The sequence below is a fragment of the Halorientalis salina genome (assembly GCF_005049285.1).
In the GTDB taxonomy this organism is placed as follows: domain Archaea; phylum Halobacteriota; class Halobacteria; order Halobacteriales; family Haloarculaceae; genus Halorientalis; species Halorientalis salina.
Genome location: NZ_SOSC01000007.1, coordinates 1 through 20,341, shown reverse-complemented (window position 1 = coordinate 20,341; position 20,341 = coordinate 1). Strand labels below are relative to the sequence as shown.

The 20,341-nt window shown below is 57.5% G+C and carries 21 protein-coding genes and 1 tRNA gene; 10 read left to right on the top strand and 12 right to left on the bottom strand.

What is annotated here, in order from left to right; all coding sequences use genetic code 11:
- Positions 1-666: a translation initiation factor IF-6 gene (locus tag E2481_RS12960; RefSeq protein WP_136717578.1), complete on the top strand. Its 666-nt coding sequence runs from the start codon at positions 1-3 to the stop codon at positions 664-666.
- Here the strand turns inward: E2481_RS12960 and E2481_RS12955 are convergent.
- Positions 663-2,627 carry a methyl-accepting chemotaxis protein gene (locus E2481_RS12955; protein WP_136717577.1) on the bottom strand — a complete coding sequence of 655 codons (1,965 nt, stop codon included), beginning with the start codon at positions 2,625-2,627 and terminating at the stop codon, positions 663-665. The genes E2481_RS12960 and E2481_RS12955 overlap by 4 nt on opposite strands.
- A 233-nt stretch (positions 2,628-2,860) precedes the next feature.
- Between E2481_RS12955 and E2481_RS12950 the strand changes: the two genes are divergently transcribed.
- The gene (locus E2481_RS12950) at positions 2,861-3,256 is read left to right on the top strand and encodes a hypothetical protein (RefSeq protein ID WP_136717576.1); all 396 of its coding nucleotides are present in this window, start codon (positions 2,861-2,863) and stop codon (positions 3,254-3,256) included.
- Positions 3,257-3,652: 396 nt separating this feature from the next.
- Here the strand turns inward: E2481_RS12950 and E2481_RS12945 are convergent.
- A tRNA-Arg gene (locus E2481_RS12945) sits at positions 3,653-3,756 on the bottom strand.
- Between the two features lie 260 nt (positions 3,757-4,016).
- Between E2481_RS12945 and E2481_RS12940 the strand changes: the two genes are divergently transcribed.
- The 3 genes from E2481_RS12940 to E2481_RS12930 are packed head-to-tail and all read left to right on the top strand — an operon-like array spanning position 4,017 to position 5,607.
- Complete coding sequence (locus E2481_RS12940; protein WP_136717575.1) at positions 4,017-4,583, top strand: AAA family ATPase; 567 nt, start codon at positions 4,017-4,019, stop codon at positions 4,581-4,583.
- Entirely contained in the window at positions 4,580-4,996 is a 417-nt protein-coding gene (locus E2481_RS12935; protein ID WP_136717574.1) for a coaE operon protein, read from the top strand. The genes E2481_RS12940 and E2481_RS12935 overlap by 4 nt, the downstream gene beginning before the upstream one ends.
- On the top strand, positions 4,993-5,607 hold the full coding sequence (locus E2481_RS12930) for an HAD family hydrolase (protein WP_136717573.1): 615 nt from the start codon (positions 4,993-4,995) through the stop codon (positions 5,605-5,607). The genes E2481_RS12935 and E2481_RS12930 overlap by 4 nt, the downstream gene beginning before the upstream one ends.
- Here the strand turns inward: E2481_RS12930 and E2481_RS12925 are convergent.
- Positions 5,599-6,666, bottom strand: coding sequence for a molybdopterin-dependent oxidoreductase (locus E2481_RS12925; RefSeq protein WP_136717572.1), 1,068 nt, complete (start codon positions 6,664-6,666; stop codon positions 5,599-5,601). The genes E2481_RS12930 and E2481_RS12925 overlap by 9 nt on opposite strands.
- Positions 6,667-6,725: 59 nt before the next feature.
- A complete protein-coding gene (locus tag E2481_RS12920; RefSeq protein WP_136717571.1) occupies positions 6,726-7,664 on the bottom strand; it encodes a lamin tail domain-containing protein in 939 nt (312 codons plus the stop codon).
- A 107-nt stretch (positions 7,665-7,771) separates the two neighbouring features.
- On the opposite strand from E2481_RS12920, the gene E2481_RS12915 reads away from it, so the two are divergent.
- The 3 genes from E2481_RS12915 (at position 7,772) to E2481_RS12900 (ending at position 11,244) form a co-directional block, all read left to right on the top strand.
- Positions 7,772-8,683, top strand: a complete 912-nt coding sequence (locus E2481_RS12915; RefSeq protein WP_136717570.1) for a CBS domain-containing protein — start codon at positions 7,772-7,774, stop codon at positions 8,681-8,683.
- Between the two features lie 551 nt (positions 8,684-9,234).
- A complete protein-coding gene (locus tag E2481_RS12905) occupies positions 9,235-10,239 on the top strand; it encodes a tyrosine-type recombinase/integrase (protein WP_250137820.1) in 1,005 nt (334 codons plus the stop codon).
- 66 nt (positions 10,240-10,305) lie between these two features.
- Positions 10,306-11,244, top strand: a complete 939-nt coding sequence (locus tag E2481_RS12900) for a hypothetical protein (RefSeq protein WP_136717568.1) — start codon at positions 10,306-10,308, stop codon at positions 11,242-11,244.
- Between the two features lie 125 nt (positions 11,245-11,369).
- Here the strand turns inward: E2481_RS12900 and E2481_RS12895 are convergent, their stop codons facing one another.
- On the bottom strand, positions 11,370-11,777 hold the full coding sequence (locus E2481_RS12895; protein WP_136717567.1) for a hypothetical protein: 408 nt from the start codon (positions 11,775-11,777) through the stop codon (positions 11,370-11,372).
- Positions 11,778-12,113: 336 nt separating this feature from the next.
- Between E2481_RS12895 and E2481_RS18735 the strand changes: the two genes are divergently transcribed.
- Positions 12,114-12,257 carry a hypothetical protein gene (locus E2481_RS18735; RefSeq protein WP_169302437.1) on the top strand — a complete coding sequence of 48 codons (144 nt, stop codon included), beginning with the start codon at positions 12,114-12,116 and terminating at the stop codon, positions 12,255-12,257.
- 193 nt (positions 12,258-12,450) lie between these two features.
- Here E2481_RS18735 and E2481_RS12890 read toward each other — a convergent pair whose 3' ends face one another.
- Positions 12,451-13,050 carry a site-specific integrase gene (locus E2481_RS12890; protein WP_136717566.1) on the bottom strand — a complete coding sequence of 200 codons (600 nt, stop codon included), beginning with the start codon at positions 13,048-13,050 and terminating at the stop codon, positions 12,451-12,453.
- A gap of 307 nt (positions 13,051-13,357) precedes the next feature.
- On the opposite strand from E2481_RS12890, the gene E2481_RS12885 reads away from it, so the two are divergent.
- Positions 13,358-13,597, top strand: a complete 240-nt coding sequence (locus E2481_RS12885; RefSeq protein ID WP_136717565.1) for a zinc ribbon domain-containing protein — start codon at positions 13,358-13,360, stop codon at positions 13,595-13,597.
- Positions 13,598-14,474: 877 nt separating this feature from the next.
- On the opposite strand, the gene E2481_RS12880 is transcribed toward E2481_RS12885, so the two are convergent.
- From E2481_RS12880 to E2481_RS12860, 6 genes are all read right to left on the bottom strand, one after another.
- Positions 14,475-15,797: a hypothetical protein gene (locus tag E2481_RS12880; RefSeq protein WP_136717564.1), complete on the bottom strand. Its 1,323-nt coding sequence runs from the start codon at positions 15,795-15,797 to the stop codon at positions 14,475-14,477.
- Positions 15,794-15,919, bottom strand: a complete 126-nt coding sequence (locus E2481_RS19030; RefSeq protein WP_256867901.1) for a hypothetical protein — start codon at positions 15,917-15,919, stop codon at positions 15,794-15,796. Before E2481_RS19030 ends, E2481_RS12880 begins: the two co-directional genes overlap by 4 nt.
- Positions 15,912-16,346, bottom strand: a complete 435-nt coding sequence (locus tag E2481_RS12875; RefSeq protein WP_136717563.1) for a hypothetical protein — start codon at positions 16,344-16,346, stop codon at positions 15,912-15,914. Before E2481_RS12875 ends, E2481_RS19030 begins: the two co-directional genes overlap by 8 nt.
- A 30-nt stretch (positions 16,347-16,376) precedes the next feature.
- Entirely contained in the window at positions 16,377-17,975 is a 1,599-nt protein-coding gene (locus E2481_RS12870) for a hypothetical protein (RefSeq protein ID WP_136717562.1), read from the bottom strand.
- Positions 17,975-18,646 carry a hypothetical protein gene (locus E2481_RS12865; RefSeq protein ID WP_136717561.1) on the bottom strand — a complete coding sequence of 224 codons (672 nt, stop codon included), beginning with the start codon at positions 18,644-18,646 and terminating at the stop codon, positions 17,975-17,977. The genes E2481_RS12870 and E2481_RS12865 overlap by 1 nt, the downstream gene beginning before the upstream one ends.
- 507 nt (positions 18,647-19,153) lie before the next feature.
- Positions 19,154-19,858, bottom strand: coding sequence for a hypothetical protein (locus E2481_RS12860; protein ID WP_136717560.1), 705 nt, complete (start codon positions 19,856-19,858; stop codon positions 19,154-19,156).
- Positions 19,859-20,341: the final 483 nt, after the last annotated feature.

The following is a 20,341-nucleotide window of genomic DNA, read 5'->3' as shown; positions in this document are numbered from 1 at the left end:
TTGCTTCGCGCGGCCTTCGCCGGTTCGGCGTACGTCGGCGTCTTCGCACGGGCCACCGACGAGTGTCTGCTCGTCCGACCGGACATCGACGAGACGGTCCGTGCGGACGTCGCCGAGGAACTCGGTGTGCCGGCGATCTCCACGACCGTCGGCGGGTCGGGAACGGTCGGCGCGCTCGCAACCGGAAACGACAACGGCCTGCTGGTCAGCAGCCGCGTCTCCGAGATGGAACGCGAGCGCATCGCCGAGGGGTGTGACCTGCCCGTCACCGAGCTCCCGGGACGGATCAACGCGGCCGGGAACGTCGTCCTGGCCAACGACAGCGGCGCGTACGTCCACCCGGATCTCTCCCGTGAGGCCGTCCAGGCGGTCAAGGACGCTCTCGACGTGCCCGTCGAACGCGGGACGCTCGCGGGCGTCCGGACCGTCGGCACCGCCGCCGTCGCGACCGACCGCGGGGTGCTCTGTCACCCGAAATCGACCGACGAGGAGCTGGACTTCCTCGAAGAACTGCTCGACGTCCCCGCCGACATCGGGACGATCAACTACGGCGGGGCACTCGTCGGGTCGGGACTGCTCGCCAACGAACACGGCTACGTCGTCGGCCAGGACACGACCGGCCCGGAACTGGGCCGCATCGAGTCCGCACTCGGGTACATCGACTAGAACGACTGGTCTGCGATCATCGCCCGGATGTCGTCCGCTCGCTCCTTTTGCTGGCGATTGGCGTCGGCGATCTCGTCGATATCGGCCGCGATGGTTTCGGCCTGGTCCGCGGCTTCGTCGATCATGCTGGCGACCTCCTCGGTGGAGGCCGCCTGCTCGTCGGTCGCGTCGGCGACCTCCTGGATCCCCGCCGACGTCTCGCTGACGGCGTCGGTGATGTCGGCGAGGCGGTCCATGGCCTCCTCGACCTGCTCGATGACATCGCTGATGTGGTGGGTCGTCGTCTCGAGGTTCGAGACCGTCTCGTCGGTGTCGGACTGGATGCCGTCGATGAGCGCCTCGATCTCCGTGGCGTTTTGCTGAGAGCGCTCGGCGAGTGCCTTGACCTCCTCGGCGACGACGGCGAACCCCTCGCCGGCCTCGCCGGCACGGGCCGCCTCGATGGAGGCGTTCAGCGCCAGGATGTTCGTCTGGTCGGCGATGTCGTTGATCACCTCGACGATGTCGTTGATCTCCGTGATGCGGTCCTGGAGGTGCGTGACGTCGTCGCGGACCACGTCGGCCGAATCCTCGACGTCTTCCATCAGGTCGACCGCCGTCTCGGCCGACTCCTGGCCCTCGACGGCGAGGTCTTCGGCCCGATCACTGGTCGCATCGACCTGACTCGCGCTGGAGGCGACCTCCTCGACGGTGGCCGAGAGGTTCGAGATCTCCGCCGAGAGCTGGTGCATCGTCTCGGTCTGTTCACCGGTGGACTGACTGATCTGGACGGATCGGTCCGCGACCGTCTCGGAGTCCTCGTGTAACGCCGCCACCTCCTCGCGGACCTCCGTCGCCAGGAGTTCGAACTGGCCGGCCATGGCGTTGAGCGAGTCGACGACCGACAGCAGTTCCTCGTCGACACGCCCCTCGTGCTCGAAGGAGGCGCGCGCGTCGTACTCGCCGTCATGGATGGCTTCGATCGTCGATTGCAGTTCCATGAGGAGGTCGGTCGTTCGCTCGCGGCGGACGGTGTCCTCGGTGCGATCCTGCACCATCTCGACGGCACCGACCAGTTCGTCCCCCTCGTACAGCGGGGCGGCGCTAAAGGAGATGTGACGATCCTCGCCCTCGGCGTCGGCCATCGTACTCCGGTCGCGATAGAGCGTGTACTCGACGTCGTCGACCGTCGGGACGCCGTACGCCTCGTCGGCGTTCTCCGGTGCGTCCAGCACCTTGTCCGCGAGCGTCTGCCCGCGTCGCCCGTCGTGGTAGAACGCCTCGCTGGCCATCTCGACCTCGGCGGCCGCCTCGGCGGTGACCCCGGTCAGCTCCTCGGCCCCGCTGTTCCAGAGGACGATATCGCCGTCGGCATCGAGCACGAAGAGACAGGTCCCGACGTGGTCGAGGAGCCGTTCGGTATCGATCGGGATCGCATCGATAGGGCTCCCGCCGGCGTCGTCGGGTCCGGCGGCGTAATCCGTCTCGCCGCCAACCGTCGACGTCGAGACGGCACCGCCGTCGGTCGCGGTTGGCTGCCCGTCGTACGCCGTGACCCCGACGCGCATCGAGTCGAGCGTCTCCCCCAGTGCGTTGCCGAGTCGTGACTCTGCCCGGTCGACCGCCGCGGCCGCCTCGTCGGTCTCGACCGCCTCACGGACCTCGTCGAACGCCGCCGAGACCAGCGCATCCGTGACGACGCCGTAGGATGCCAGGAAACCGTCGGCGGAGACGCCGTGGTCGCGGTACGTCCGCGCCTGCTCACGCACCGTCTCCCGGTCGACACCGAGCGGATCAGTGAGGTGGGAATGGGTACCAGTCGTCAGGTCCGGTTCGCCCGTGAGCGACGCGAGCCGGTCGAGTTGCGGGTCGTACCTCTCCAACAGCGGTTCCGACCCCGAAACCGCCCCGCCGGTCGGCGACGAACCGGTATCGGGCTCCGTACTGCGGCCGAGCAATCGGTCGATGAAATCTCCGGACATGGGGAAACTCCGTAGTTACGTATTGGTTCTCCCACACATACCACTGACACCAATCCTGTTAGGTAGTGGCTCTCGGAAACGATACTCACGGCTGCAAAGCAAATACGCGAGTGATCCTGGCGAGGTATAGTTGATTTCCCCCACAGCAAACGTGGGTTCGCACCTGTATATCGGAGGTGAGTTCGATCTATCGGCCAAAGGACTAAACCGGTCACTCACACGATACTGTATATATGAAGGCGCAGTTCGTCGACGAGGTCTGGGACGAGTTGTACGACCGGGTCGGGGCCGATCTCCGGTGTGTCGTTCAGTTCGAGGCCACGTCCTCGGAGGCGAAATTCAGGGACGACGTGAGAGAAGCATACGAGCTATCGGAGCGACAACACATCCTCGACGAAACGATCGTTCAACAGCTGAGTTTCTCGGATCAGGGTGAGGAGTTCCACGCCGGGCAACTGCGCTCGTTCGTCCGGGTCTTCGATTCGGCCTGGATACTGACGTGGCGGCAACCGTCCGATCAGAAGGCGGGGTTCCTGGTTTCGATCCAGCGAGACGGTGACGTCGCCACCATGAACGACGTCGAGGACTGCATTCAGTACCTGAACGAGGAGATTCGGCCCCGACTGTAGGTCGCAGGACAACCCCCTGGTCGGTCGCACTGTCCTCGACGAGAATCGACGGTTTTCGGACGGGCACCATGGGACAGTGAACCGGAAGCATCCGCCGAACGAAGTGAGGCGGTTCACTCCGCGCGAGCAGAGCGAGCGCGGAGCGGTTTTTCGCCCACGTTTTGCGAGTCGGGCGGGACCGAAGGTCCCGCTGACCATGCGAACGGGCGCGAAGCGCCCGTGAGCAGAGAGTGGTCGCCGGAGGCGACCCGACGAAGTAAAAAGGTGGACGGGCACGATGGGATTGTGAACTACGCCCGAGAACCATGCGCCTCCGGCGCAGAACGTCGGTCTCGTTCAAATCGCCACCTGCAGCATTCGTCACGCGGCGCTCGTTGTGAGCGCCGCGAGAACTCACGGGCACGATGGGATTTGAACCCACGACCGTCGGATGGCTCCCACCGACACTGGCGTCTCGGTGATAGAAGTCCGACGCTCTTTCCAGACTGAGCTACGTGCCCTCGGGCCGACGTAAAACGTTCTCCAGCAAAAAGAGTCGGGTTTCTGCAGCGAGTCGACGGAACCCGTAGCGGACAAGCATCCGGCGGCCTTCGGCCGCCGGTTCACTCCGCGTGAGGGTCGAAGACCCGAGCGCGGAGCCTTTTAGTCCAGGTTTTTGCGAGGAGGGTTCCCACAGGTCGCCGGAGGCGACCGAGGAAACCCGACGAGTAAAAAAGTGGTTGCGCAGGCCTTATGCGCGAGTCCCGACTACCGGAGGCCAATGACCGTAATCGGGACCGTCGGCCTCCCGGGCAGTGGGAAAGGCGAGGCCGCCGAAGTCGCACGCGAATGCGGCGTGCCAGTCGTCACCATGGGTGACGTCATCCGCCAGGAGTGCCGTGACCGGGACCTCGATCCCGCGACCCATCACGGGAAGATCGCACAGGCGCTTCGCGAGGAGAACGGCCCGGCCGCCATCGCCGAGCGGTCGCTGCCGATGCTCGAAGCCCGCCTCGACGAACACGACACCGTCCTCGTCGACGGGCTCCGGTCGGACGTGGAACTCGAGGCCTTCCGGGAGCGCTTCGGCGAGGACTTCTTCCTCGTCAGCATCGAGGCTCCCTTCGAGGTGCGCGCCGAGCGCATCGACGACCGGGGCCGCGACGCGACCGACGACGACGGCGAGAGCCTGCGAGAGCGCGACGAGCGGGAACTCGGCTTCGGGATGGGCGAGGTGATGGAGCGCGCGGACGTGACGATCGAGAACACGGACAGTCTCGAAGCGTTCCGCGAGCGGATTCGAACGCTCATCGAGGACGGAACGGAAGGCCTTGAGGAGCGACCATGATCTACAGCGTCGACGTCCAGATCACCGCGCCGGTCAACGATACCGAGGTCACTGACAGAGTCGCCGACGCCATTCTGAACCTCTTTCCGAACGCCACCGTCGACGAGCAGCCGGGCGAACTCGTCGCCGAAACGCACAGCCTGGAAGCGTTCTCCGAGCACCTCCACCAGCGGGAGATCCTGGACGCCGCGCGCAAGGTGTTCTTCGAGAATCGTCAGGGCGACACCTTCACGTTCGACCTGAAAAAACAGCCGGCGTTCGAGGACGTGGTCACGTTCGCCGTCGGCAACCCGAGCGAACTCGGCGATATCCACGTTCGCGTCCGCGTGAACGACCCCGCAGTCGAGGAGTACATCGATCACATCGCCCCGCCGACCGAGGAGGGGAAGCCGATTCGCCCCGACGAGGAATGACCACCGCAATCTTCTTCGAACTCGACGGGACAATCGTCCAGCGATCGACCGACGAGCACCCGCTCCGGACGGCGTTCGAGGCCGAGGTGGGGGACGTCGACGAAGAGTGGGTCGATCACTTCGACGAGCACGTCGAGACGTATCGCGCCGAAGTGGCCGAGAACCCCCACGAGCGGGCACTGGCCGATGTCTGTGAGCAGTTCGGCCTCGACGCCGAGCCGGCACAGCTGGCCGAGCGATTGGTCGACGAACTGCTCGCGGCCGAGACGGTCAGCGACGACGCTCGCGAGAGCCTCCGGAAACTCGGGGCAGCGAACGAACTGGGCGTGCTCACCGACGATCCTGGAGAGGTGACCGACCGTCGGCTCGACCACCACGACCTGGCCGAACAGTTCGAAGCCGTCGTCACGGCCGAGGACGCCGGCGCGCGGAAGCCCGACGGCGCTCCATTCGAGTTGGCACGCGAGCGGTTGCCCGCCGAGGAGTACGTGCTCGTCGGTCCGGACTACGAACGGGACGTCGAAGGCGCACGCGCGGCTGGCTTCGTCCCGGTCCACTACGAGGACGGCGACGGCCCGGACTTCTGGGCGACGCTCAACGCCTTAGTCTAGCCCGCTGACGAAGATCGCGACCCACTGCCCGAGATCCCGATTTCTCGTCACCTCGACACTGGTTACCCATTTTACCCACTGGAAGCCGCGGCGACCGGGTGCGACCAGTCGCAGCGGGAAGCCGTGGCCGTGCGACAGGTCCTCGCCGTCGACGTGCGACGCCAGCAGGGCCTCGCGTGCCTCCTCGATGGGGAGACTCCACCGGTAGCCGGTGACCGACCGGAAGCGGACCCAGCGGGCGTCGTCGGCAAGCCCTGCTTCGTCGAGCAACTCGCCGACGCGGACGCCCCGCCAGTCGTGGTCGGAGTACCAGCCGCTGGTACAATCCAGCACGGCTCGCTGGCCCGCATCGGGCGAGATGTCGGGGTATTCGAGGGTCAGGTCGGTCTCGACACGGCCAGTGACAGCGAGCGTCCACGTCTCCGGATCGATGGGGTCGGGGTCGTCCGCGACCCAGCTCGTCACCGGGAAGGCGTTGCCCTCGCCGCTCCCGTCCTCCTTCGAGCCGGTGAATCGTCTGTCGGCCCCAGCCACCCCCAGCGCCGACCCGACGAGCGACTGGAGCCGCCAGGCCAGCGCACCGCCCACCAGGAGCGTGCCGTACTGGAGTGCCGTCCGGCGGCTCGATAGTTCCCTCGTAGGCAACCGAAACCGGTGACGGAGGTGCCAGAGCAAGACCGGCGCGACGAGCAGTCCCAGCCCCATGTGCACCATCAGGAGCGGCCAGCCAGCGACGCGAACGGGACCGCTCGCGGCCCAGTAGACCCCCGTCGCGAGCGCCCCGACGGCGAGTGTTGCGAGGAGTATGGACACCGGGGTCCCGCCGTCCCACAGCGACCGTTCGGTGACCCGGGCGTGAACACGTCTGAACTTCCAGGCGAGCAGGACGACGAGCGAGAACCCGACGACAGCGTGGAGGTCGAACAGCCACGCACCGCCGGGCATACCGACGGTGAGACTGACCAGTCCCGACGCCACCTCGAAACAGACCGCGCCGAGGATGGCCCAGTCGACGAGCCGGGGCGGCGGAACCAGTCGGGCGAACGCTCCCCGTGCCATGACTGGACGATGGGGCCGTATGGGTTTGATTGTCACGGTGGCGGCGTCGACACAGGAGCTCAGTCGTACGTCCGTTGAGCCATCACGGTGCCGTTGGCCGCCCGGACCGTGACCGTGTCGCCGTCGTTGTTCCAGACCGGTCGGCCGTACCCCCAGTAGCGTTCGCCGTCGGTATCGGTTCCGCTGCCAGTTCGGATGGTGAGCCGCGAGTCCCCCGACAGCTCGGTCCCTTCGGGGACGGTGTAGGTCGCCCCGGCGTCGTCGCTGACCGTCCAACCCGAGAGATCGACCGTCGAATCGGCCCGGTTTGCCAGTACCACGTACTCGTCGTTCAGGTTCTCGCGGTCGTCGCCGGCCGCGTCGGCGTGAATCCGGGCAACGACCACGCTCCCGGGGGTGTCCTCTGTGGTGCCGCCGTCCGCGACGAGTTGCGGGTCGTCCACACAGCGCCAGACGCCCGTCCGGTTGTCCTGGGCGCGTGCTTCGGCGGCGTAGAACCGGTCGGACTGGGTGAACTGGCTGTCGTAGACCCGTGCGCGCCCGCTGTCGACCAGCCGATAGTTGATGTTCTTGCCGTCGTGGGCAACGTACGCGAGGAGGCGGCCGTAGTAGCCGCGACCATCGGCGGCCGCGTCGGTACTGATTTGGACTGTTTCGCCGAGGAGGGTGCGCGTCATGTATCGCGTCGCGTTGTGCCCGGCCTCGCGGAGACACGCCCGACCTGCCTCGGTGTCGGGAACGCCCTCGAACTCGCCGGGGCTGTTCTCGGCGTTGGTTTCGGGCGTATCGACGCCGAGGAGTCGGACCGTGTCGGTCGTCCCGTTCGCAAAGCGGACCTTGATAGTGTCGCCGTCGACGACGGTCGTCACCGTCACGCTGTGTGAGGAGGCCAGTACCGCCGTCGTGTTTCCGTCCCCGCCGTCCTCGACCGGGAGGAGTCCGGCACAGCCGCTCGCGACGACGAGAACGGCGAGCGCAACGGCGGGTCCTCGATCCATACGACGACGTGTGCAGTGCTGGCACTTCAGTACCTCGGCGTCCGAGGGAGGACGCTTGCGGGCACCCCAAAAGATAGAACCGCGACGGCCGACTGGAATAGTAACGGATGCTAGCACCCGTGACAATTCGCGAAGTCATGAACTCGACGGTGGAGACGATCCCACCGGAGACACCGGCGATCGAGGCCGCAGCGTTGCTCTACACGGAAGGGATCGGGTCACTGGTCGTCGTCCGGGACGGGACCCCGGTGGGGATGGTCACCGAGTCGGACATGGTCCGGCTGCTCGCCCAGGAACGCGACGCCGAGGAGGTCACCGCCGCCGACTGCATGTCCGCCCCGCCCATCACGATCGATGTCGACGACTCGATCGCACTGGCCGTCGAACGGTTCCGCGATCACACCGTCAAGAAGTTGCCCGTCATGGACGGCGAGGAACTGGTCGGCATCGTGACGACGACCGACCTCTCCTACTACCTCCCACACCTCGCGCGCAAAGCGACCGAGCGGCCGACCGACCGGGAGGGGCAAACCGGAGACCGTCACCGGCGAACGCGGGTCGACACGGCCTACGAGAACGACGACTGGTCCTTCGAGAGCATCGGCGAGCGCGACGACCACATCGACCTGGGCGACGTGGTGAAGTTCTCGAAGACGCTCTCGGAAACTGACGTCGAGGCGTTCGCCGAGGCCAGCGGCGACACCAACCGCCTCCACTTGGACGCCGAGTACGCCTCGGGGACGCGCTTCGAGCACCGGATCGCCCACGGCACGCTCGTCGTCGGAACCGTCAGCGCCGCTCTGGCGCGGCTCCCCGGCCTCATCGTCTACCTCTCCCAGGACGTGAGCTATCTCGGGCCCGTCGACATCGGCGACCGCGTCACCGCCGTCTGCGAGGTCGTCGAGGAACTCGGCAACGACCGGTATCGGCTGACCACCACCGTCACCCGCGAGGACGGCACCCAGGTCATCGACGGCGAAGCCGTCGTCCTCGCCGACGACATCCCCGACACCGCCTGAGCCACCGGGCCGACCCCAGCGCCGTCTCGACCTGCGGCCGCTTGTATCGACCCCCAGATGCGTGAAACAAACCCTTTGTCCGTTTTCCGACATATGTAATGAACAACCGTGGGAAACTCTGCCACACCTATCAGATACAAAGAATTAAGGTGGTGCCCATCCCTTATACAGTTATAATGTATTGCCCCCGTTGTGGCTCGCGGATGGCGCTGAACGACGAGACGACGAAGCTGAACGAGTACACCTGCGACGTCTGTCACGCCACCGAGATCGAGAAGAAGACGCCCGTGGCCGGCCACGGGCTCTGAACGGACGGCATCACGCGCGACTGATTCTCCAGTTTTTCACAGCGGCGCCAGCAACAGCGCCAGCGCGAGCCCGATGAACACCACCTTGAGTACAGTGTTGACGACGATTACCTTCGAGCCGAACTCCGCGCCCTCACGGCCTATACTGGCCGTTTCGGTCGATTCGGCTTTCGGAGAAACCCGAACGACCCAGTTGCCGTACTGGACGGGAACACCCCGACTGTCATGCGGTTCGGAGCAATTATGTCCGAACTGCAAGCCATCGAACCTGAGACTGCGATCGAACTGTACCTCAACCACCGCGAGACAGAAGTCGCGGACAAAACACTGGAGAACATCACACTCCACCTAACTCGGTTCAGAGAATGGTGTGAACAAGAGGGAGTAGACAACCTCAACGAATTAACGGGGCGGAAGCTCCACGAGTACCGCCTGTGGCGGCAGAAGGACGTTGCACGAACGACGTTGTCGATCAACCTCTCATCACTCCGTATGTTTCTCCAGTGGTGTGAGAGCATTGACGGCGTCCCTGACGGGCTACACGAGACAGTGATCCTCCCCTCACGGGATCGAAGTGAGGAAGCCCGTGATGAGATGCTGAAAGCGGATCATGCCGAGCAGATGCTTCAGTGGCTACGGAAGTACGAGTACGCCAGTCGAACCCATGCTCTGCTCGAAGTAATGTGGCACACAGGCATTCGGAAGGGAACGGTTCGCTCGTTTGATCTTGAAGATTTCCACCCACGAAACAAAACGCTGGAAACGAACCACCGTCCTGAGACAGATACCCCCCTCAAGAACGGAACCCGTGGCGAGCGGGTGATTGCTCTTGGGGATCACGTTGTCGACGTACTGAAAGACTACATCGACATCCACCGTCGTGAGAAAACCGACGACTACGGACGAAAACCTCTGTTCACGACAAGATACGGTAGGATTGGGGGAACTGCCATCAAACGGGCCGTCTACCGTGTTACTCGTCCATGTCAGTGGGAAAGTTGCCCACATAACCGTGATCCTGACGACTGTGAGGCAACTGTCGATGCTGACGCTTGTAAATGTCCGTCGTCCGTCTCACCACATCCTGTACGCCGAGGCAGTATCACCCATCACCTGCTCAAGGACGTTCCCGATACAGCAGTCAGTGACCGTTGTGACGTGAGTAAAGACGTTCTGGATCATCATTACGACCAACGGACTGAACACGAGAAGGCAGAGACGAGACGGAAGTATATCGACGGAATCTAACTTCCCAGGTTACGCTAACTCCGCTGGCGAGTATTCTTTATATCTTCAATTAGATATCATTCTATAATGAGAAACGACGGATATACTCCCCTAATTGATCGCGAGCGGGAACCTAAGTCACGTGTCCATGAAGAGTTGACAGAACCTGCACGCGAGCGGCTTTCAGTGATATCGCGAGAGATGGCACCCAGAAGCCGCGATTCTATCATGAAGTATTTAATGAAGAAGGTTGGCAAATCTCCCCTCTCCGATTATATCAAACGCTTTTCATCAGGAGGTATTGACGAAGTTCACCATGATAAGTTCATAATGGAAGGTAAAACGCTTCATGTTCTCACATATATAGAATTGCTTGTAAAATACGAGCATAGAGACCGTCTTCAAGAACGGGGTGAATGGAGTATGGGAGTCCCAGTAGAGAAACAGGCACCCATACAGAGTATGGAAGCAAAGATCGGGAATATCCGAGATGTGCTAATTACTGAGGGAATTCTTTGGGACATAGAGTCCGTTGGTGAGGGCGGCGTCATTCAATTTACGCTACTTGAGTCAGATGGTATGCGTGAGATAGACGAGAAATTACAGGCTATCTCCGAAGATCAACCGTGGCGTGGTGCCCTAAAGGGGTATAATGCCGCTTTTGACCGATATTTGGCGGGCGATTTTGATGAACTAATCCCAAAGAAACTCTACAATAGTATTGAGGAGTTATTGAAGACTATTTGTATCGATGAAGAAGGTTGGACCGACAATCGAGAACTGGTTCACTCAGAGTATCTTGATTTGCTGAAAGAGCACGGCGTCTATGATGCACATGGTGTTACTGCGCCTGAGTTAGGAAGCCTACTCGATTCTTTGGATAAAATGGTTGCCAAGGTGAGTGATGATCGAAAGCAGCGACACGTGTATCACGATAGAGCGTATGCAACATTACTAATTCACCAAGTTGGCGCTTATCTTTACTTCCTGATTAACAGATATGAGGAATTTAGGGATAATGAGTAACGAAAACACATCTCAATAAAATATGAATAGTCTGTGAGGAGGGCCGTTGATCAGTTAGATGCCGAGTTGCACCTGAAAGCGTGTTTCAACCGTAGATACTGGTGTCGAGTCCTTTGAAACTACAATTAGAAGATGTTCTTGATACGGCTCAGAAACCCCTCATCAGTGTTCTCAGGAACACGGCTGAGCCGTTGGTGAACGTCCTGGCGGATATTCGGATGGGATTGTAGATATTCCTCAAGCAGCCACATTGATCCTGTCTCGGCGTACTTGAACAGCCCGTCAACACCACACTCGTCCATGATGTATTTGCCTCGGGCCAGTGCTTCTATCTGTGTCTGTTCACTCCCACCAGTGAGTGACGCATCACCATCGGTAACGATGATGTGATAGTCACCACCAGCCTTGTCCTGTTCGACGACAACACCACTCTGTTCGATTTCGGCAAAGCGGTCCTGGCAGTCCTGGCAGTATTGATACTCACCAGACGGCTCGGTGTCAGTGAACGCACCGCAACGGGTACACTCGGGCATTAGTCACTCGTAGATGTATTGGCAGTATCAAATTACGGGTTCGTCCAACCACCACTGGTGCTTCTACTGAGATAAGGAAGTATACTGCGAGCGGTCGGGTTCGGGGTGCGGTCCTCGGCTGTCGGTCGCGGGGCGACACGACAGCCTGCGGGTCCCACCCTCGAACGCCGACGCGCTCGGTTCCCGCTATCTTGGGAACGGAGATGGTGACACGCGTTCGCGAGCGGGAAGACGGGACTTTTTAACAGATGGGGCCGTGGTTAGAAATGTAGTTCACGTCGGGACTCCACTCTACCCCAGCGATTCTCGACGTGTGCTACATGGAGAGCCGTCGCCATGAGCAACGACTCGGACGCTCCCGACGAAGAAGACGAACGGGAGACTGACGACGGGACCGATTCCACTCTGAAAACCGTGAAGACGGTCAAAATGGTGTTGGAAGTTGTAGTGCTGGTCGCGCGGCTGCTCAGAGTGTTGTAACACAGTGGGGTTCCGACCACTTCGGTCGGGACTCCACTCTACCCAGTTGCATTAATGCAACCCATTCATTTATAGTTTGCAGATACCGCTTACGAAAACTGTATACGAAATCTGTTTACAGATACTGTTTGCACATAACGGAATCCTCGAAACTGGCTCTAAGAACGCCACGAGATCCCGATTTCACCGAAATTTAGTGAAGTGCGTTCATTTCCTCACCGATGGTTGACGGCGTCGGCTTGGCGAGATACGGCTCGATACTGGCGTAGGAACTCCATCCACCGATCTCCATCATGATCCGAACACTCACGTCCTCCTCTACGAGGTGATGAGTGGCCCACGACCGCCGTAGGTCGTGTGAAGAAACGTGTTCCCACCGCTCGTTACCCGTAGCCTCTGCAATGGACTGTGACGCTTCACGGACCCATCGGCGTACACTGTCGACCGAGACATCAACGTATGGCTCTGAGGGAGCAATACCTCGTTCCTTGGCATAGTTCTCTAACTCGCGTTTGACTCCATCAGGAACGTAGGCATCCCTCGTGGCTTTCTCTCCACCCTTGGTGTTTTTCCCCTGGACTTCGAGTTGCCAGTATTTCCCGTCGTCGTTGTAGGTCAACCCCTGGGGTTTTGCCGTCAACACACCACTCGCTCGAAGCCCAACCTTCCCCATCATTAGGACGGCGATACGTCGAGTCCAGTCACCTTCGCGGACTTCCTGTGCCAGTCGATCAATCTCATTCGGATACTGTAGCCAACACTTCGTTTCGTTCTCCGAGTCATCTATTTGCATACACGGATAATTAACTTTCCGTGTATTAACTCTGGTGGACGACTCACAACGAACTAACTGTCTCACTAAAACGGTGGAAAACAGGGTTTTGAGAGCAAAGTCGAGAGAGGCATACACGACTTGTTATACAAGCCGTTTATGTCTTGGTTGCTGAAATAGAGAAGTGAGATGGATTAGATAGTAGGATAATATGTCGACCCCGTTAACCTGTAACCCTTTAATTATTTTCTGTAGACAGTAACAAGGCTAATTAACCCCGAATCCAGTTCGAGAAAAGCGTCAAAATAGTGGGAGCCATAGTCTCTCTATGGGAAAAGACGAATGCTGGAACTGTGGAGAGTCAATTAGTGTCAACGCGAATTATTGCACTCAATGTACCTACCCTGTTGATGGTATCTTGCTATTACGTGAGTTCATGAGATTGGAAGAAAAGAAGCAAAATATCTTGGAAAATGGGGCTGGAGTGTTGGTAGAGGGTCTTCACGAATCACTAACTAAGGAAGAAATCAGGGATATAAAACGGGAATTAGAGTCTGGAGACAGCTGATCTATCTGTCAGTCTCTAACCCCGAGACAATGTCGACAGACACGACTTCGTGAGTTTCGATGTCTCCACGAACATGAATCTGGACGAATCCCTGTCCATGTCCCTCGAAGAAGACGGGGTGTTCAAGCAGCGTATTCAGAGTCCGACCATCCCGTTCTCGGTGGACTGATAAACGCTTAGCCACGAACAATATCGAACTGAATGCTGCTGGCGAAGTTTGGAACTCGTAATAGTTCTCGGCATCGACTCGATCATCTGCCTTGGGATCGAGACTGCGCGCGTTAGTGATGATCTCGTCAGCAATTTTCTGAAACTCCGACCGCGCCCACCGCTTATCGAGGGTAGCGTCTCCCGTGACTCTCTGTTTCGCGTCTGTACTCTCGTCCGTGACGGAACGCTCAAGTTCCGCCGAATCCGATTTACTCATGGGTTCTACCAACCCACTGCGTCTGTGCTCTAACACAGGCGCTTTTCCGCAAAGCGCAAACACGCAGTGAGTTACATCTACGTAGGGAATCCACCCACTTAACACCATTGTTCTGATAGGATTTATCACCTATGATATAGAACAGGAAGGTGTCCCTAATTCCCCCATACAGACCATGGTGGTCACGATTAGGCTATGGGTGGCCACCGCCAGATGACGGGGGAGGGGATCACAGTGTCGAGATTTTGTCACAGATTTCAGGCGGGTAACGGGGTGACACGATTACCCATGTCTTGACACCGAAGATAGCCCCACCCTCGCTCAGAATTTTTTGAGCAAAACCACCAACAAAATACAGCGGAACGGGTGTCACCACGGAAACGACACAGGAAACGGGGCGATCTTCGAGAAGATGGCTATGGCTTATGCGCGAGAGTTATACCTGTCGTGCTATACCTTTTCAGTTTCGACACTAACCTTCTCGATGTCACCCAATGCAGCGTGCAGTCCAACGTTGAGGTTCGTCCGTGAGACACCGCCTGCTTTGATCTCGTGGTGGACGCGGGAGACTTCGTAGGTTACTGGGTCTACGTCACTGCCATCACTTTTGACACACGTCGGACGGGCAACGATGGTGTCGTATGGTTTCACTGGTACGTTGAGCAATGTACTCATATCACCACCTGTTGCTTCGTCGATCTCCGTTTTCAACATGGACTTGGCTTCGTTGACCAAGCCGTTCTTGGTATCAGCATCAGACAGAGCATCAGGTGCAGCGATAAACTCCCGTCGTCCAGCCTTTTCGTACAGTGGTTGGTGTCGTACCTTGGCAATGTTGTACTCGTTGCCTGTTTTAATCTCCTTGATCTCGAAGACACCATCGACACCAAGTGAATCAGTCACTTTGGATTTGACAGTGAGGGTGTTGACGGGATTGATCTCGACAAGTGCGTCGTTGTTCAGTATGTACGTTTCACCATCAAGGTAGTGTGCGTTGTGTTCAGTTGCAGTCGGAGTATCAGTCCCAACAAGAACGGCTCCATTCGGTGTCGGCTCGAACCAGAGACGGATACCGACCTTATCATCAAGCCACGTCAACACGTCTTCCAGCGTATCCTGATTCTTCTTGAATGTCTTCGAGCCACCAGGGATTTCGTAGTTCCCAAGTAGTGGAAGTTGGTTGATGGCTCCTTCGACGAGGTTTATCCCAGGGTTCGTGTCGAAATTGAACGATTCGTTTGTGTTGTCAACGGATATCTCGAAGGGGTATTTTCCCTCAATTTGTTGTTTGACGTAACGGAGGATGTTCTGTGTCGATCCATTTGTGAATGTTTTGCTGGCTGGTATCTTATCAACGAACATCCCAGGACCACGGGCACGGAACGCCCACTCCTTTTCGTTCTTCGAGATACTACTTCCAACACCAGTTACCACACCCATAAATTGCGTGTGGTAGATGTTGCCTTCGTCTTCTTCATCCACCGTGCCATCTTCCTTTGCATCTTCAGTATCTTGCGTATCCCTCACGTCGACACGGAGCGTATCAAACAAATCTTGAGATTCTGAAACGAGTGGGTCATTGCCTGGGAGGAGATTGAAATACTTCGTGAAGTCTTCGTCGTTCCACGGTGACGCGAATTTCCCCTCGACGTAGCGTGTTACGTCAAGGGGTCCCTCTTTCCGCATATACAGGTCTACATCACCAGCAGGGAGACGGTGATTATTTACCCAGACCTTCGAATCGGTGAGGCAGTCAGGATCGTATTCCGTCATTCTTCCGACACCTCCACATCGTTGGTCTCAACGTGGCCGAGAACACCGTCTTCCCCGACAACGGTACCACATTGGAGAATGATTGCATCGTCAGGAATGTTATCAGGTTGGTAATCACTCATCGGTTTCACCTCCGAGCGAAAACGTGAGCTTTCCGTCGGTTTCATAGCCATGCTTGTTCGTCACGTCGTCGTCGCTCTCGTCGCCTTCACGTTCGCCGCCGTCGTCGTTGGTGTCCTCTCTGTCGTCGGCTCGGTCTATATCGGGTTCGACGTGGGGGAAGGCAAAGTCACACCTGAATGTCGCTTTTTTCCCGCTGCCTGTGTCCACCATGTTCGCCTGCCTCACGTCCATCGTACTGGGGTCCTCGATGCAGAGTAATTCGGTTCCACCATGTTCGATCACGATCGATGTTTGCTCATGATGAATCAGGTCCCCGAAATACTGCGGTTTCAGCATCCCGAGGTGCTTGATTCGTCGAAATGTCGATTCATCTTGGTGTCCGTCGTTCTGTCCGTCGTCGTCGTCGGGTATCGTGGTTGCTTTCATTGCATCCATGTCTGTAAGTTGTCTTTCTGTCTATGCAGATTCGTTGAGCGCGTCACAGTGATCGGCAAACTCGTAGAAGCCACCAGCACCATGCGAAGTGTGTCGCCCCATCGTTCCAACCTCGAAGAACGCGGCGGCCTCAGTGTGTGCTGGCCGCTCCGCACCGAGTAACGCAAAGCCGAGATGTTGGGTGCCGACGTAGATCGCACCGCGTGACTGGACGCTGTCGCCGTCTGTAAGCCGCTCTGGTGCTGTGTCGAGAACGTCACCGAAGGGATTGTCGGACGTGACACGACTGCCCAAACGGTCAGGGTTTGCCAGTAACGGCGAATTTTCGACACGGACCACTCCCTCGGTAAGTTGGACCCTCTTTCCGCTTCCAGTCTCAAAATGTGCCTCTACGGGGGCAAATGTAGAGGCTTGCACGAACGTCTCGACTGTCGGGCGAAAGTCAGTACGAGTCACGTCGTCGTCAGGGTCAGGAATCCACAGGTGGCAGTGAATATGAGGGGACCCCCAGTCGTCGGTCCCTGTACCGAGCCAATATCGGACGAATAGATCGTACTTGTCTGTCGGAAGCTTCGTTCTGGCTTCCTGCCATGCGTCCAAACAATCATCGACGAGAACCAGCGGTGTCACGAGCCGTCCGTCGTCGTCAGTTGGGGAGACACGTAGCGATACGAGTACCGTGGTCCAATCGTCGTACTCTGCCTTCCCGCTGATGTACGTCGCGTCTGTCGGCTCTGTGGGTGGTTCTGTTCCGTCCATGCCCAAGACAGCACTATCGGCTTTCATCAAGCGAGCGTACTTCTGACTCGCCCGCTGTACGTCGTTCCCATCGACATCGTCAGCGTAGTTCGTTCCCTCGGTGTGCTGATAGATTCGTCTCGCTCCTGCTATCGTCACAGGGACAGGCTGAGAACAGTCGATCGTCCCACCGTCGCCGTCGAGAAAGTGCTTCTCGTCACAGGTACCACACCCACAGGCTTTGTAGAGGTCGGGATAATCGTCTGACTGGACAGCATCGGGCGGTGCAACTAATGAAACTTCTCGATTACTCGGGTCAACCCGATACGCACTGGGTGAGGTATCTGTCGACCACTTATATACTCCCGTTCCGCTCTCAAAATCCGAATTTGGTGTCTCAGTCGTTGTGACGGACGAATCGGAATCTGGACTGGAAACTAAACGGGGTGTTGGCACTGATTTTTCGTTCCGCTCGACCACCCATCCCTGTTCGTCGTCAGTGTCCAGAGTGTGAACGTCACTGTCGAACGGGTGGACTGGACTATCTTCTGAGCGTTCCAAGAGAAACGAGGGGGGTTGTGCTGGTTCTGTATCGTCGTCGGCCTGAAGAATGTCAGCGAACGGACCATCAGTGAGTGGGTCACGAATCCCGTGTTTCTCCATCCCACGTCGAATCATCGACTTTGAGCAAGCATACCCAAAGACTGCCTCAATCCGTTCTGCGGCGTCGTTGTACGACAGCAAACAATCGTGACGGAGATACCGAAGAATGACGGCGTCACTGTGGGGGTCACCGCCGATGGACAGCCCTCGGTCACGCATTTCGTCGTCGCTGGTGACAGTCTCGACAGTATCGCCAACGACGGAACAACTATCGGACATCAGTCTGCCGTCTCTCCCTCAGACACGTTCCCATCGGCACTGAATACGGGGCTTACGTCCCTCTCATCGAGACGTTCTATATCGGCCCACCAATTTCCCCACTGGTCAAGTCGTGAGAAAAATTCTGGAACAGTCCCATCTGGCTCGCCATAGACCAATGTCAAGAGTTTCGTGTTCGGTAATGCACCTTTACCAATTGAGTGTCGTTTTCGGTGATCAGTCTCTGGTCGTGCAAGCAAATTCTCCTCAAAGTTGAGTTTCAATGGCGAATGTAGCAGGTGATCGATCTCGCTATCATCTCGGAAGACTGTCTCGACTGTTGCAAAGCCGAGTGCTACGATCTGACTCTCATAGATACTGACTACCTCACCGTCCCCGTTCGGAATCTGATACTGGACACGTCCATCTTCACGGATACTCCGTGAAATTGAACGGTCCCGTAGGTGCATCGGCAAATCCCTCTCAATGTTGAACTTGTCCATCCAGTTCGATATGTTTGGTTGACTGGTTCCAAGTTCATCGGCTATCTCCGACTGGGAAAGGTCGTGTTCGTGGTAGAGTGTCCCCAGTACCTGTGGGTCCTTCCACGGCGCGGCACCGTTTTCAAAGGTACTTCGCTGATAGTCAATGCTACTACCGCCGCGTTCGCCGTCGTCGGGTTCCTTGCTCATGATGGACTCCCGACCGCCCAACAGCGCCACTTATCGGGACCTCTCAATAACTGAGAGGTGCATTTATGAGGTAACAGTCCCAAGAAGCAGGTGGAGGAAGCCAATACTCCACTTGCTTGCACCTGTTCCAGCAGGTGCGAACTGAAACCCTTTGCTCCCGAGATCACAACCCTGTAAGGTAGTGAAATCTCCGAAGGGCGTACGCGGTCTTGTCACCCCTTAGCCACACAAGTTTATAAACCTGTTCGTTCAAAATATATAAAGATAGGTGTGGTACTTCGTGCATCCGTCCGCACAAAGGGTGAAAGTCACGTCTCCAATCCGTTCTATGGTTGTTTATATTAGTGCTATGTACATCCTAATGGACTGCTTGGAAAAACGGGATGGATGCACCCTAACTCTCTGAGGAAACTCTTAGAATACGTCATGTTCTCATCTGAGTAAGATGTCTGGAATAGCATCAGAGCCATACTCTACAACTGATAGTAAAGTGGTTGTGTACGTTCCTTATTCCTCAGTTGTCAGATCGACACGGATCTTGGTACTAATAGTAGACGGGTCTTCCATCGGATTCTCAAATTCACTCTCAGCCCCACTGAACACCGAGTCTTCGTTACGTGGAACAACAGTGTGGAACTGTCGAAGTAATTTAATACCTTTCTCATAAGATTCTCCTGCCGAAAACGACGTAAGATTGTCATTCTGGGCATGGCGTCTTGCACTGTCTGTAAACTTCCCTGTCGCCTGTTTGTAGACAGTAGCTGCCTGTTTGCCCGTCTGAATTTCCGTCTCGAACAATGTTGGTTTTTTTATATCACACTGGTCAAGACGATCTTGTATACTCGTGAGATCCTCTTTGAGTTTCTGTGCCCGTTTTTGTAACTCCCGAAACTCCTCTACTGCTCGTAAAAATGATTCCTCACAGTCAGACAAACACCGAAGTTTGTCAAGATCACCGTCGCCCTCGTAACTTGCCGTTCCGTCTTCATAGTAGTTGATCTGGCCGATCTGTAGCTGAATATTGTGTATCTCACGCCACGAACGTCTATACTCTAGGAGTGCAAGTTCTGTTGGGTCTCGTCGTTCTGTTTGACATTTGTTTTTCTTCTCACCTTTCGTAGTCAATGTAGAACCATCATTAGTCTGACCAGTACAACCTGCTGTAAGGAACCCTCCGAACAACGAAAGAACATAACGTCGATTCAAAGCCATACAAGAGAATATGTAGTCAAGTATAAATTATTAACTGACACTTCGTCGTAGTGACAATCATACTCAGGAATCGCATTCATTACCAGACGCATATAATTTCACTACTGGCTTGGGGAAACAATCCGCCTACACCAAGAGTGTTCTACTGTTACAACAGTTAGAGTACCGTGTCACCGAAGCCCTGTGGTGACGGGGTTCCAAGTCCACGATGTTCAATCACCGAACACCTCTCGTCACCGTGGGTTCCTCGGGACTTCCGTAGTAGTTGCTATCGGACTGAAGCACAAAGAAAGTATTGCTATTATTGTTTGAGTAGTATTCGATGTGTAGTGAGTCGGGTGGGTTTCACAGTTGTGAAGCGTGTCAGAGAAAGGTTCTCGCGGGGGTCGAACAGTAGTCAATAGAGTGTTTCTTCTGAATTTCCGGAACCTTCCGTTTCCCCTTGAGTTCTACCGAAGCCTTTTGTTTTGAAACACATACAAC